13 protein-coding genes are annotated in these 13,542 nt (G+C 71.4%); 8 read left to right on the forward strand and 5 right to left on the reverse strand.

The genetic code is table 11. The features are described 5' to 3' along the window. Nucleotides 1–153 precede the first annotated feature (153 nt). Nucleotides 154–696, forward strand: coding sequence for a SprT-like domain-containing protein (locus EW117_RS04440; protein WP_129784092.1), 543 nt, complete (start codon nucleotides 154–156; stop codon nucleotides 694–696). A gap of 11 nt (nucleotides 697–707) precedes the next feature. Here EW117_RS04440 and EW117_RS04445 read toward each other — a convergent pair whose 3' ends face one another. Next, nucleotides 708–2,198 carry a zinc-dependent metalloprotease gene (locus EW117_RS04445; RefSeq protein ID WP_129784094.1) on the reverse strand — a complete coding sequence of 497 codons (1,491 nt, stop codon included), beginning with the start codon at nucleotides 2,196–2,198 and terminating at the stop codon, nucleotides 708–710. Nucleotides 2,199–2,350: 152 nt separating this feature from the next. Between EW117_RS04445 and EW117_RS04450 the strand changes: the two genes are divergently transcribed. Continuing rightward, nucleotides 2,351–3,406, forward strand: a complete 1,056-nt coding sequence (locus tag EW117_RS04450; RefSeq protein ID WP_129784096.1) for a ThiF family adenylyltransferase — start codon at nucleotides 2,351–2,353, stop codon at nucleotides 3,404–3,406. Between the two features lie 78 nt (nucleotides 3,407–3,484). Here the strand turns inward: EW117_RS04450 and EW117_RS04455 are convergent, their stop codons facing one another. Together EW117_RS04455 and EW117_RS04460 are read right to left on the reverse strand one after the other, a co-directional pair. Further along, nucleotides 3,485–3,850: a WhiB family transcriptional regulator gene (locus tag EW117_RS04455; RefSeq protein WP_165362464.1), complete on the reverse strand. Its 366-nt coding sequence runs from the start codon at nucleotides 3,848–3,850 to the stop codon at nucleotides 3,485–3,487. 563 nt (nucleotides 3,851–4,413) lie between these two features. After that, nucleotides 4,414–6,432, reverse strand: coding sequence for an ATP-dependent helicase (locus EW117_RS04460; protein WP_207211746.1), 2,019 nt, complete (start codon nucleotides 6,430–6,432; stop codon nucleotides 4,414–4,416). Nucleotides 6,433–6,520: 88 nt separating this feature from the next. On the opposite strand from EW117_RS04460, the gene EW117_RS04465 reads away from it, so the two are divergent. After that, nucleotides 6,521–6,790, forward strand: coding sequence for a mycoredoxin (locus EW117_RS04465; protein ID WP_129784100.1), 270 nt, complete (start codon nucleotides 6,521–6,523; stop codon nucleotides 6,788–6,790). Between the two features lie 30 nt (nucleotides 6,791–6,820). Here the strand turns inward: EW117_RS04465 and EW117_RS04470 are convergent, their stop codons facing one another. Beyond that, nucleotides 6,821–8,041 (reverse strand): helix-turn-helix domain-containing protein, encoded by a 1,221-nt coding sequence (locus EW117_RS04470; RefSeq protein ID WP_129784102.1) that lies wholly within the window; start codon nucleotides 8,039–8,041, stop codon nucleotides 6,821–6,823. A gap of 259 nt (nucleotides 8,042–8,300) precedes the next feature. Here EW117_RS04470 and EW117_RS04475 point away from each other — a divergent pair, with 259 nt between their 5' ends. Continuing rightward, nucleotides 8,301–9,095: an HAD family hydrolase gene (locus EW117_RS04475; protein ID WP_422890255.1), complete on the forward strand. Its 795-nt coding sequence runs from the start codon at nucleotides 8,301–8,303 to the stop codon at nucleotides 9,093–9,095. A 23-nt stretch (nucleotides 9,096–9,118) separates the two neighbouring features. After that, entirely contained in the window at nucleotides 9,119–10,144 is a 1,026-nt protein-coding gene (locus EW117_RS04480) for a protein-L-isoaspartate O-methyltransferase family protein (RefSeq protein ID WP_129784104.1), read from the forward strand. A gap of 18 nt (nucleotides 10,145–10,162) precedes the next feature. On the opposite strand, the gene nudC is transcribed toward EW117_RS04480, so the two are convergent. Then, nucleotides 10,163–11,056: an NAD(+) diphosphatase gene (gene nudC / locus EW117_RS04485; RefSeq protein WP_129784106.1), complete on the reverse strand. Its 894-nt coding sequence runs from the start codon at nucleotides 11,054–11,056 to the stop codon at nucleotides 10,163–10,165. A gap of 133 nt (nucleotides 11,057–11,189) precedes the next feature. Between nudC and EW117_RS04490 the strand changes: the two genes are divergently transcribed. From EW117_RS04490 to EW117_RS04500, 3 genes are all read left to right on the forward strand, one after another. Further along, on the forward strand, nucleotides 11,190–11,522 hold the full coding sequence (locus EW117_RS04490; RefSeq protein WP_129784108.1) for a PadR family transcriptional regulator: 333 nt from the start codon (nucleotides 11,190–11,192) through the stop codon (nucleotides 11,520–11,522). Next, nucleotides 11,519–12,460: a DUF1700 domain-containing protein gene (locus tag EW117_RS04495; protein ID WP_129784110.1), complete on the forward strand. Its 942-nt coding sequence runs from the start codon at nucleotides 11,519–11,521 to the stop codon at nucleotides 12,458–12,460. Before EW117_RS04490 ends, EW117_RS04495 begins: the two co-directional genes overlap by 4 nt. Nucleotides 12,461–12,614: 154 nt before the next feature. Further along, nucleotides 12,615–13,535, forward strand: a complete 921-nt coding sequence (locus tag EW117_RS04500; protein ID WP_129784112.1) for a macrolide 2'-phosphotransferase — start codon at nucleotides 12,615–12,617, stop codon at nucleotides 13,533–13,535. Nucleotides 13,536–13,542: the final 7 nt, after the last annotated feature.

Here is a 13,542-nt window from a genome sequence, read left to right on the forward strand (position 1 = left end):
TCCTCACTTGGCTGAGGGTTCCGTGAGTGCCGCCCGACGGCGGCGCGGGTACCCGTTCGCATCCCGCCAACCACTACGCCGTCGTGCAAAGATTTTCCACTCGAACGGTGTGTTATACCCCACGTCACGCCGATAACACGCTACGGTCGTTCCGTGGCCCACGACGCCTTGACGTCCGTGGAGGTGCGCCGGAGCCGCCGTCGCACCGCCACGGTGAGCGCATATCGCGACGGTGGACGAACCATCGTCGCGATTCCGGCGCGCTTCTCTCGGGCTCAGGAACGAGAGTGGGTGGCCAAAATGGTAGCCCGGCTCGAGGACAAAGAACGGCGGCGACGTCCGTCCGACCAGGAGCTGATGGACCGCGCCTGCGAGCTCTCCGCCAAGTACCTCGACGGCAGCGCGCTGCCGTCGAGCGTGCGGTGGTCGTCGAACCAGGGGCGGCGCTGGGGGTCGTGCACCCTGCTGGACGGCTCCATCCGCATCTCCACCCGGGTCCAGGGCATGCCGTCGTGGGTGCTCGACTATGTGCTGCTGCACGAGCTGGCACACCTCCTGCACGCGGGGCACGGCCCGGAGTTCTGGAAGATCCTCGAGGTCTACCCGCGGACTGACCGGGCGCGTGGCTTCCTCGAGGGTGCGTCGTTCGCGCAGGACGACCCCGGGCAGCTCACCTCCGACGACGAGGACGACTGAGTCCGCTGCCGCTAGGGCTTGCGGTCGTCCTGCGGGCCGTCGTCCTGCGGGCCGTCGTCGGCAGGGCCGTCTTCCGTGGGGGAGTCATCCGTACGGGCGTCGTCCAGGGCGGCCAGGTCCTCGCCGAAGATCTCCGCCAGCGCCGCGTCCACGTCGGCGTGCTCGGTCTCCGCGGCTTCGCGGCGCACCAGGTAACCCGACGGGTCATCGAGGTCCTGAGTGCCGGGCAGCAGGTCGGGATGGTCCCACACGGCGTCACGGCCCGCGGAGCCCTGGGCCCGCGCCACTATCGAGAACAGGGTCGCCGCGTCGCGCGACCGGCGCGGCCGCAGCTCCAACCCGACCAGGGTCGAGAACGTGTGCTCGGCGGGCCCGCCGGCGGCTCGGCGGCGTCGGATCATCTCCCGCAGCGGGATGGCGTGCGGGACATGCGGCAGGGCGGCGATGGCGCTGACCTCGTCGACCCAGCCCTCCACCAGCGCGAGCGTGGTCTCCAGGTTCAGGAGCACCGCCTTCTGCTCGTCGGTGTTCTGCAACCCGAACACCCCGCCGGACAGCGCGCTGCGCAGGGCGTCGGAGTCGGCGAGGTCGATGTCCCGCACCTGCGCCTCGAGCGCGTCGAGGTCGATGGTGATGCCGCGCGCGTAGCGCTCCACTATCGACAGCAGGTGCGACCGGAGCCACGGGACGTGGGTGAACAGCCGGGCGTGGGCGGCCTCGCGGACCGCGAGGAACTGCCGTACCTCCTCGAGCGGGGCGTCCAGGCCGTCGGCGAACGCGGACACGTTGGTCGGCAGCAGCACCGTGTCTGGGCTGTCGAGCAGCGGCAGGCCGACGTCGGTCGCGCCGAACACCTCACGCGAGAGCGTGCCGGCGGCCTGGCCGACCTGCATGCCGAACACGGCGGAGCCGAGCCGGCGCATCATCTGCGACGGGTCGATAGTGCCACCGAGTCCGTGCAGCACGCCGGCGGGCATCCCGGGGATGGCCTCGCCGTCGTCGATGCCCTCCGGGAGCTGGTCACGCAGGACAGTGGCCAGCGCGTCCGAGACCGAGGCGGCGACGGGTGCCGCCAGCTCGTTCCACACCGGGAGCGTGGCCTCCACCCACTCGGACCGGTTCCACGCGTGCCGCGTGCCGCCGGCGGGCGGTAGGTCGGTGACCGCGTCGAGCCAGAGCTCCGCCACGGCCAGCGCGTCCGTAGCCTCCTTGGCCTGCTTGCCCGTCAGGGACGGGTCGCCCTCGCTGACGGCGACCTGCCGCGCGACGTCGTGCGCGACGTCCGCGTTCACCGGGCCGGTGCCCTCGGCCGAGAGCATCTTCTGCACCTGGGCGAGGGCGTACTGCATCATCACGGGGTCGGGAGGTCCACCGAGGGCGGTCGGGTCGATTCCCCGCTCGCGCATCTCAGCCATCACTTCGTCTGCGCCGTCGCCGAGCATGGAGCGCAGCATCTCCTCCCACGACTGGGGAGTATCGCCGGGCTGGTGCTGGTCGCTCATAGTGTCACCGTAACCGGGTCGGCAAGTGGTGCGCCGTCCATTTGGCTCTGGGCGCACATGGGAACTTCCAGTTCGCGTGATGCTTTGGATATACCTCTGGAACTGTGGACGAGGGCCCGGGGCGAGTGCCGCCGTCGGGCATCGTTGCCTGTATGAAGCGCGCTCCCCTCCTCCGGCTGCGGCCCGGCACGCCCGTGCTGAGCCGCGGTGGCGGTCAGATGCAGTGCGGGTCCGACCCGAGGTGGTCGTTCGTGCTGTCGGGTCTCACGCCGGCCGAGGAGGCGTGGCTCGAGGAGATCGCCGAGCGACGGCACGTGACGGTCGAGCAGTCGGCGGCACGGTGCGGGGTATCCGCGGAGCGGCGCGACGAGATCATGACCGCCTTGTTCCACGCGGGCGTGCTGGTCCCCGTGCCGGGGACCGTGGGTGCGGTGACCGCCCCGGCGGACGGCGCGGCCGACGCCACGGTGCTCGGCATGCTGCGGCCCGACGGCGCGGGGCTGGCCACGCTGGCCGATCGCGCGACGCGGAGGGTGGGCGTCGTCGGCCTCGGGCGGCTGGGCACGGCTGTGGCGCTGCACCTTGCGACAGCGGGGGTCGGCGGTCTGGTGCTGCACGACCCGCTGCCGGTGCAGATCACCGACGTCGGGCTGGGCGGGCTGCGGCCGGTCGACGTGGGACAGGCGCGCGACTTCGCCGTGCGATCGCTCCTGGCGGAGCGGTCCCCGCGCGTAGCGGTCCGGGTGGACGACAGCGCGGCGGACGGCCTGGGATTCGATCCGGCGGATCTCGACGTCGTGGTCGTCGTCGAGCCGCATACCGCGCACCCGGCGCGGTACCAGCGGCTGCTCGGCCTGGGGGTGCCGCACCTGCCGGTGGTGGTGCGGGAGGCCGACGTGGTGGTGGGCCCGTTCGTCCGGCCGGGCCGCTCGGCATGCGTGACCTGCGTGGACCTCTCCCACGCCGATGCCGACCGGGAGTGGCCGGCGCTGGCCGCGCAGCTGCGCAAGACGCCGGAGCCGACGCACGAGGCGACGCTCGCCGCCGTGGCAGCGGCGACGGCCGCGGGCCAGGTGCTCGCCCAGCTGGACGGGCACCGGCCCGCGGCCGTCGGTGCGTGCCTGGAGATCTCGCTCCCGGCAGGGCTCCCCCGAGCCCGGCCGACAGAGCCGCACCCGCGCTGCGGGTGCGTGCTCCTGCCAGCCTGAGTCCCGGCGCTGAGTGCGGGATTTTCGCCCGGTCAATGGTCGTTGACCGGGCGAAAATCCCGCACTCAGCGGTACGGGTCAGGCAGCGGCGACGTTCTCCGACTTGCGCGGCCGGCCACGGCCGCGCTTGCGGGCAACAACCACGCCGTCCACGAACACCTCGCCGCCCCAGACGCCCCAGGGCTCGTTGCGCTCGAGGGCGCCGGCGAGGCAGCCCTCGATCAGGGGGCAGGTGCGGCAGAGCGCCTTGGCCTGCTCCACCTGGGTGCTGTGCTCGGCGAACCACAGCTCCGGGTCGTTGGTACGGCACGGCAGCAGTGTGTCCATCAGCCGGTTGAACTCCGCCGAGTCCGAACCGGTCCCGCTCGTGGCGGGGTGTTGAGGCGGGTCCCAGGGGCCCGAGCCGCCCTGGGGAAGAGTGTCGAGGAGCGCAGTGAGGCGCACGGTTGTCTCCTGTGTCCTGTAAGGATGAACGTCGTCGGTGAACGTCTGGGGGAACAGGACCCCGGGCTAGATCTCTGGCCGGCCGGCCCCGTGGGGCCGGGACTCCGGACAAAAATTAAGGCCGCGGGTCCTAGGTGGACTCCGCGGCCTGGATCTCTTCGGTCGTTAGACCGGCGAGTCTCCTGGCGATGCGGAGTCGGGTGCGAGAGCGGACGGCTTGTTGCCTCCGCGGTGAGTGCGCGCGCGGAAAGACAGAGCTGCGCCGGTAGCCGGGACGGGCTCGTAGCCGAGCACGTGCTTGCACACCTGCAGATCCGTCTGCGGAATCATGTTCATCTCCAATGCACCCACCTCCTCACTCGAATCCGGGCCCGACCTTCTCGGCCTTGCCCACTGCTGTCAGGGACGTATGAACACTATGCCGGGCCGCCGCGGGGAGCCAACTCTTTTTCCAAACTTTCTTGAGAAGTTTTTCGGACTGCCCGGGACGGCTCACTGGGCAGCCATCCCGGGCGGCCCCGGATCCCCCGAAAGTTCCCTCGCCGGACCACCTGACAGACCGCTCAGGAACCCGGTGCACCCGACACGATCGCGAGGATCGTGGCGCCGTACTTGTCGATCTTCGCCGGACCGATGCCATTCACGCGAGCAAGTTCGGCTATGCCCGAAGGTCGGATCTCCGCGATGGCGGCCAGGGTCGCGTCCGTGAGCACCGTGTAGGCGGGTTTGTCCGCTTCCCGGGCGACCTCGAGCCGCCAGTCGCGCAGGGCGTCGAAGAGCGCGACGTCGTGCTCGCCGGTCAGCAGCGCGCGGGCCTGGTCCTTCTGCGCGGCGGTCCGGGCGCGGGGTGCGCGCGCGTCGTCCGGCCACAGCCCGTCGAGGAACCGTGTCCGTTTGCGTGTGGCGCGTCCGCCCGGGTTCCGCGAGCGCCCGAACGACACCTCCAGGTGCTCACGGGCGCGGGTGATGCCCACGTACAGCAGCCGGCGCTCCTCGTGGACGGCGTTGTCGGTCTCCGCGAGCGAGATGGGCATGAGGCCCTCGCTCATGCCCGCGAGGAAGACGGCGTCCCACTCCAGGCCCTTCGCGGCGTGCAGCGAGGCGAGCGTGACGCCCTCGACGGTGGGCGCGTGCTGCGCGGCGGCGCGCTCGTCGAGCTCGGCTACGAGGGCGGCGACCGTCGCGGGGGCCTCCGGCGTCGCGGCGGCGGCCAGGTCGTCGGCGAGCGAGACGAGCGCCTGCATCGCGTCCCAGCGTTCCCGGGCGGCTCCGCGCGCCGCGGGCGGCTGGTCGGCCCAGCCGGCGGCGGCAAGGATGTCCCGCACCTGGTCCGGCATGGGCCGTTCCGGGTCGGCGGAGCGGGCGGCGCCGCGCAGCAGCACTATCGCGTCGCGCACCTCCTTGCGCTGGAAGAACCGCTGTCCGCCGCGTACGAGGTAGCCGACGCCGGCGTCCGCGAACGCCGCCTCGAACGCCTCCGACTGGGCGTTGGTGCGGTACAGCACCGCTATCTCGCTCGCCGGCACACCGGACTGGATCAGGCGTGCGGCCCGGGTCGCGACGCCCTTGGCCTCGGCCTCGTCGTCGTCGTATGCCATGAAGGTGACGGGCGGGCCGGGCTTGCGCTGCGCGATGAGCTCCAGCGCCTGGTGCGCCCCGCCGCCGCGGCCCGCGCGCTTCAGCACCAGGTTGGCGAGGTTCACGACCTGGGGCGTGGAGCGGTAGTCGCGCACGAGGCGGATCTCCTGCGCCTCCGGGTAGGTGCGCCGGAACTCCAGGAGGTGGCGCGGGGAGGCACCGGTGAAGGAGTAGATGGTCTGCGACGGGTCGCCGACCACGCACAGCTCCTTGCGCCCGCCCAGCCATTGGTCCAGCAGGAACTGCTGCAGCGGCGAGACGTCCTGGTACTCGTCGACGACGAAGTGCCGGTACTGCGAGCGGACTTCGTCGGCCACGGCCTTGTGGCTGTTCAGCATGTCCCCGAGCATGAGGAGCACGTCCTCGAAGTCGATGACGCCCCGCTCGGTCTTCACGTCCTCGTACGCCGTGATGAGGCGCGACACCGTCTGGGTGTCGTAGCCCGACGGCGCGTCGCGACCGGTCGCGTACGCCGCCTTCTCGTAGTCGTCGGCTGCGATGAGCGAGACCTTCGCCCACTCGATCTCGCTGCTCAGGTCGCGGACCGCCACGCGGTCCACGCTCAGGCCGAGGCGCCGCGCCGCCTCCGCGACGAACTGCGCCTTGTACTCCTGCAGGCGCGGCGGCGCGCCACCCACGATGCGCGGCCAGAAGTAGCCGAGCTGGCGCAGCGCGGCGGAGTGGAACGTGCGGGCCTGTACGCCCTGGACGCCGAGCTCCCGCAGCCGCGTGCGCATCTCTCCCGCCGCGCGGGCCGTGAAGGTCACCGCCAGCACGCTGGTCGGCTTGTAGGCGCCGATGCGGACGCCGTACGCGATGCGGTGCGTGATGGCGCGCGTCTTGCCCGTGCCCGCTCCCGCGAGCACCACGACCGGACCGTTGAGCGCGAGCGCCACCTCGCGCTGCTCGGGGTCGAGGGCGGTCAGGATCGCGTCGGGGCTCATCGGTCCAGGATGATTCGAACCGTCGGCGGAGTTGGTCTGGGTGAGCATCGTCTGCGATTCTCGCAGCAACCACTGACAAGGAGTACAGATGTCGGAGTCGACCACGCCGGTACCCGAGAACGGAACACTCCTGATGTACTCGACCACCTGGTGCGGGTACTGCCGTCGGCTTCGTACGCAGCTCGACTCGGAAGGCATCGGCTACACGGTCGTCGACATCGAGCAGCACCCGGCTGCCGCCGCATACGTGGAGCAGGTCAACGGCGGCAACCAGACGGTTCCGACAGTGGTGTACCCGGACGGTTCGGCGGCGACCAACCCGAGCCTGGCCCAGGTGAAGCAGGCCCTCGCGGCCTGACCGCGGCTCCGGCCCGACCGCGGCTCGCGCCTACCAGTCCAGGTCGGAGCCGAGCCAGGCGGAGAACCTGGCGAGGGGCTCGTTCGCGCGACGATGCGCACGGACCAGCACCCGGGTCACCTCTCGCGTGGTCGGATGGCGTCGCGTCTGCTGCGGCGCGAACTTCTTCGCCTTCTCGAGGCTCAGCAGCGCGCTGTCGGTCCTCCCCTGCCAGAGCTGGGCCCGCGCTACGTCCATGTGATGGTGCCCCACCCGGATCGGCACCCGCCGGACGACGTCGTCGGAGAAGCGCAGCTCGTCGGCGAGGGCCAGGGCGCGAGGGCCGTCGCCCGACTCGACCGCCGACGCCACCGCGTGGATCTCCACGTTCGTGCGCCCGAACGCCAGGTTGCGCCAGTCGTTGTCGGTGTCCGGGCCCGTGTGCCGTGCGGCCTGGCGCGCCTCGGCGACGTGCGCGACCGCCTCGTCCGACCGGTTGGCGCGTGCGGCGAGGATCGCCGACCGCAGGTGGAGCGACCCCACCATGCGGAGCGCGGCCGGACCCTCGTCCGATCCCGGATCGACCTCCGCCAGGGACCGGTCGAGGACCCGCAGCCCGGCGTCGTACGCGCCCAGCCGCATCAGTGACGTGGTGCGTATCCAGCTGGCGAAGGCCTTCATCACCGGATCGCCCGACTGTGTGGCGATCCACGCGATGCGGTCCTCCACGATCGTCGAGAGGTCCTCGTAGCCTGCCTGGTACGTGACGGCGTGCGCGGCATAGAACATGCCCATCAGCGCGTCGAACAGCACTTCCCGCTGGTCCTCGTCGCTGTCGTGCACCATCGCGAAGGCTTCGATCAGCAGCGGCGGCAGCCGCCCAGCCACCTCGAAGTTCCGGTCGAGCTGGTACAGGGTGGCGATCTCCGCCGCATCGCGCGCAAGCTCCGCCGGGCTCCGCGGAGCCGTCCCGAGCTCCGCGGACAGGTCCCAGTAGGCCAGCGCGCGGCGCAGGTCGGGCATGGCCGTGTGGACCCGATCCGGGCGGGGCCCTTCGCGGTCGTACGGCTGGCCCGTCAGCGTGGTGCTGTCGACGTGCAGGGCCCGGGCCAGGGCCGCGACGACCGGCTGGGAGGCGATCCTCGATCCCTGCTCCATCTTGCGCAGCAGCGACACGCTCACCCCGGCGTCGTGTGCCAGGGCGATCTGGGTGACCCCGCGCGCCTTGCGCTGGTGCGCGATCCGGCGACCGATGGAGTCGTCGTCAGTCATCTCGTGGTCCCTTGCTGGCACAGGTGGCGGGCACTCGCCACCCTATGGCCTTCGGCGATATGTCCGACAGGTCCGACCCCACTTATGGGGACTTTGTGACACAAACTGTGTCACATCAGCGCCTTGACACCCGCGAAAGTGGAGAGTGGGCCGCCCCGCACGGGCGGGGACCCGGTGATGCGAGGGGACGAGGACAATGAGGACTGGTCGCAACGCAAGGCATCGCGCACTGGCCGGGCAGGGCCCGTACCTGGTCGCGCTGGACATCGACGGCACCCTCCTGGACACCGGCATGGACGTCTCCCCGGTCACGGCGCGCGCCGTGGCGGCGGCATGCGCGGCCGGCCATCACGTCGTCCTGGCCACGGGGCGCTCACTGATCGGCGCTCTGCCGGTCGCGAGGAACCTCGGCCTCGACGACGGGTGGGTCGTCGTCTCGAACGGTGCCGTCACGGCGCAGCTGGCCCCTGAGGCACCCCGCGGGTACGTCGTGCACGAGCAGCACACGTTCGACGTCGGCCCGGTGGTGCGGCTCGCCCATGCCCGGCTCCCCGGCGTGCGGGTCGCGGTCGAGATCGTCGGGTGGGGCTACGCCGTCACGCACGAGTTCGACCGCGCGGAGGTCAACGGCGAGCAGCGCGTCGTCCAGCGTGCCGACGAGCTGTGGGCCGCCCCTGTCACCCGCGCGATCCTGGCCGGCCCCGACGTCACGAGCCTGGTGCGCCCGCTCCAGGACCTCGGCGTCACGGCAACCCCCAACGCACAGCACTGGGTCGACGTCACGGCGCCCGGCCTGTCGAAGGCGACTGCCCTCGACACGATCCGGGGCATGCTCGGGGTCGACCCCGCGCACACGGTCGCGATCGGTGACGGCTGGAACGACCGGGAGATGCTGGCCTGGGCGGAGCACGGCGTCGCGATGGGCCATGCCCCCGAACCGGTCAAGGCGTTCGCGAAGCGGGTCACGGGCACGATCCACGAGCACGGTGCCGCAACCGTCCTGCACGCCCTCGTGGAGGGCGCCGCGCCCCTTCACCTACCGACTCCCGCCTGAAGCGCGTGACGTGGAGCCGCATCATGACCAGCGACTTCTCCAGCGTCCCTGACGCCGACGCCGTCGCGAAGGCTGCGCGCGCGATCCCGGCGGAGCTCTATCTCCGGCCTGATAGGGACGCCCTCCTGCCTGCCGTCCCTGGGCGGACGATTGTGCGGCAGCTTCGGGCCCTGGGTCTGCGCCCCGGCATGCGGGTCCTGGAGATCGGCACGGGATCGGGTTACGCGGCCGCTCTCCTGGGTCACATCGTGGGTCCGAACGGCCACGTGGTCACGGTCGACGCCGACGAGGACCTGGCGAGACGCGCGGGCGCGCTGTTCACCGCACACGGGCACCGAGCCGTCGCGATGACGGGCGACGGCCTGCTGGGGTATCCCGACCGCGCGCCGTACGACCGGATCAGCGTCGGCGCCACGCCCGCCGCCATCCCGGCGGCGTGGCTCGACCAGCTCGCCCCGGACGGGGTGCTCGTCACCGGGTGCCTCGTCTCCGACCTGCCCGGCACGTACGCGGTGGCGCACATCGTCAAGAGGGCCGACCGTCCACGCGTCACGGTGCACGCGGGCCGGTACCCGCCCATGGGCCGTCGCGCCGTCCGACCCACGGTCACCGTCGTGACAGGGCGGGACAGCTCCCACTACTACCTGGCCTCGAGCAGTCCGAACCGAGCCACGGCCGAGCAGTTCCTCGCCATCCTCCGCGCGGGACACGCCGAGGCCTGGCCAGGCGCGGCCGGTGATTTCCTGGACCTGAGGAACTGGCTCCTGGCGATGCGCCCCCGGGGTCTGTTCACGGCGGCCACCGAGCTCGGCGAGGGCATCGGGATCGCCTTCAGGGCGACCGACGACGCCGTCGGCCACGCCGGAGCGCCAGAGGTCGCGATGGTCACGGCCACACACTTCATCGCACGCCCGGCCGGGTCACCCACGGCTGCCCGGCTCGCCGGCCTGATGGCCGACTGGCAGGCCGAGGGCTACCCGGCCACCAGTGACCTCGACGCCGTTCTGCTCCAGGACGGCGACGTCTACCGGGTGCGGCTCGACGACTGACTCGCGCCCCGGGCCGTATCAGCCGTCGAGCCGGGAGCCGAACCATTCCTCGATCAGGGAGCGGGCGATCGAGGTCCGGCCGAAGACCCTCAGGTCGCCCGTCGCCACCGCGGTGGCGACCTCGTCGCGGCTGAACCAGTCGGCCTCGGCGATCTCGTCCTCCTGGCGCACGATCCGGGTGGACGTCGCGCGGGCGCGAAAGCCCATCATGAGCGACGCCGGGAAAGGCCACGACTGGCTGCCTCGGTACTCGATCGACTCGGGGTCGACGACGACGCCGACCTCCTCCAACGTCTCACGCGCGACCGCCTGCTCGAGCCCCTCACCGGGCTCCACGAAACCCGCCAGCACCGAGCGCCGGCCCGGGCCCGACTGCGGACCACGCGCCAGCAGCAGGCGGTCGTCGGCGTCGGTGATCGCCATGATCACGGCGGGCTCGGTCCGGGGAAAGTGGTTCACGTCCTCCACGGGGCAGTGCTGGACCCAGCCGCCCTGCGTCACCTCGGTCTCCGCGCCGCATCGTGGGCAGTGGGTCTGCGCCGCGTGCCACTGGGCCAGCGCGATCGCCTCCACCGCGAGCCCCTGCTCCAGGTCGGGGACATCGAGGGTGCGCATCCCGGCCCAGTCGACGTCCAGGTCCGGTCGCGGCTCCCCCTCGGCCAGGACCGCCGCCAGGTAGGCGGCGCCGTCGGCCTCCCCGAGGAAGAGGTGGGCGCGCGCGACGACGTGTGCGACGTCGTCCGGCACGAAGAGCGCGATCCGCCGTCCGGCCGTGGCCACGTCGCTCCCGTGCAGCACGAGAACCCGGGTGCCCTGCTGCTTGAGGAGATCTTCCACGAGGTTCGGCTCAGCACGCCGGTGTGCGGCACGGTCGTGGGTGGCGTGGGCGAACGGGAGGTCGAGAACTGGCACGGAACGACCCTAGCCGCCCAGTCCCACACCCGAATCCTGAAGCCTCGCCGGAGCACCTCAGTGCGGCCATCTCGAACCTTGCCTAGCAAGTCTTGTGTTGCAAGTCTTGCTATGCAAGGTTAGAGTTCCCGCCATGACCGAAGAGCGCATCGCAACGAACCTCCGCAAGGGAGTGCTCGAGTACTGCGTGCTCGCGCTGCTCTCTCACGGTGAGAAGTACGGCCTCGAGCTGGCCGACGACCTCACCGAGCGCGAGCTCATCGCGAGCGAGGGCAGCCTGTACCCGCTGCTGGCCCGCATGCGTGAGAACGGGCTCGTCGAGCCCCGGTGGGACGCGTCCGGCACCGGGCGCCCGCGCCGCTACTACGCCATCACCGAGAACGGCACCGATCAGCTCACCACCTTCGCCCGGGTCTGGAAGTCCCTCGGCGCGCAGGTCAACGCCCTGCTGGAGGGATCGCGATGACCGAGAACACGACGAGGACCGAGAACACCACGATCACCGAGAGGACCGCGATGAACACGAACGCCGAGAGCGCCTACCTGCGTGACGTGGGCAAGCGCCTGCGAGCGCTGACCCCTGAACAGCGCGACGCGGTGCTCGACGACGTCCGGGCACACTTCGCGGACGCCGCAGATGCGGGCCGCACCCCGGAGCAGGCCGCGGAGAGCCTCGGCGACCCCGCGCAGTTCACGGAACGAGTGCGGGCCGAGCTCGGCCATGAACCGGGTCGGACCGACCGGATGAGGCGCATCCTGCTGTGGCTGGCGACCGGTGTCGCGGTCTTCAGCGCGATGTTCATCTCCTTCTGGAACCCTGACGACTCCCTCCAGATGCCGAACACCCAGTTCGAGGCGCACGGCTTCGGGATCGTGTTGCTGAACCTGGCCCCGGCACTGATCGCAGCGCTCCCGAACCTCGCCTCCCCGCGTGCCCGTACCGTCTTCACCGCCGCGGTGGCGATCATGCTGTCGGTCGTGAGCTTCATCTTCCCCGACGGCTGGGCTTTCGCTCCCACGGCCTGGCTCGCGTGGGCCGCACTCGTCGTACCGGTCATCGCCCGCAACGGACCGCCCGCGGCCGGCTGGCGCATCGCCGGAGGCGTGCTCGCCGTCCTGCCCATGGCCCTGGGCGTCGGCGGAGCCCTCGTCGGCAGCTGGGACCTGGAACTCGATTACGTGCTCTATACCGCCGTGGTCGCCGCTCTTGGCGTGCTGATGGCCCTCGGTAAGCCGTGGGCCGGCATCATTCTGGCCGTGGTTGGCGTCGCGGCGCTGGTGAGTTCCGCGCTCTACCCGGGAATGCTCACCTCAGGCGTCTGGTGGGCAGGCGGGTTGTTCATCACTCTCGGCGCGAGTCAAGCCCTCATGCACGCCCGACCGCGCACGCCCGCACGCATTTAGCACTCCCAGGTCCCACCAGCGGGTCCGTCCGAGAACGAGGTATATCGGGTCCTACCAAACAAGCCCTACCAAGAAGGCGGTGTGTCCCCGTCGGAGCGGGGACACACCATCGCGCTGTGCCATGGCACCGCGAACACTGCAATACGGTGAGCATGTGTCCCGCACGCCCCTCGCTCTCGCCGCCCTCTCGACCGCCGCTGTACCCGGTCTCGACGCCCAGTCGGTCCGTGTCGGCGAGCTCGCCGGCGACTACGACGTCGCTGTCGTCACGGGGCAGGACGACCAGGAGTGGGTGGTGCGCGCACCACGCACGACGGTGGCCGGCGCGGCCCTCGAGGCCGAGATCGAGCTGCTCGACGCGCTCCGGCTGTACATCGACACCGGCGTGCTCCCGTTCGTGGTGCCACAGGTGGCGGGCTACGCGCTGCTGCCGGAGGGCGGCCGGGCCGTGGTGCACCGGCGGATCATCGGCAGCAACCTCGACGTCGAGGCGCTGGAGCCGGGCCCCGGCCTGGCCGCCGACCTGGGCCGGGCGATCGCCGCCATCCACGAGCTGCCGACGTCCGTCGTGGAGACGTGCGGGCTGCCCAGCTACACCGCGTCCGAGTACCGCGAGCGCCGGCTCACCGAGGTCGACGAGGCCGCGAAGACCGGGCGGGTGCCCCCGACACTGCTCCGGCGCTGGGAGACGGCGCTGGAGGACGTGTCGCTCTGGAAGTTCAAGCCGGTCGTGGCGCACGGCGACCTCGCGCCGGATCAGCTGCTCGTGGACCGGCAGCGGGTCGTGGCGGTCTCGGGCTGGTCCGAGGCCCGTGTGGCCGACCCCGCCGACGACCTCGCCTGGCTCATCGCGGCGGCGCCGCTCGAGGCGGTCGACTCGATCATGGAGGCGTACCAGTTGCGCCGTACCGAGCTGAGCGACTCCCGGCTCGCCGAGCGCGCGATGCTCGTCGGTGAGCTGGCCCTCGCGCGGTGGCTGCTGCACGGCGTGCGGCACAAGCTGCCCGAGGTGGTCGAGGACGCGACGTCGATGCTGGAGGACCTGGACGACGCGACGCTGGAGGAGGGCGGGTAGGGCCGTC

Origin of the sequence: Promicromonospora panici (genome assembly GCF_900608595.1) — a bacterium.
GTDB classification, from domain to species: Bacteria; Actinomycetota; Actinomycetes; order Actinomycetales; family Cellulomonadaceae; genus Promicromonospora; species Promicromonospora panici.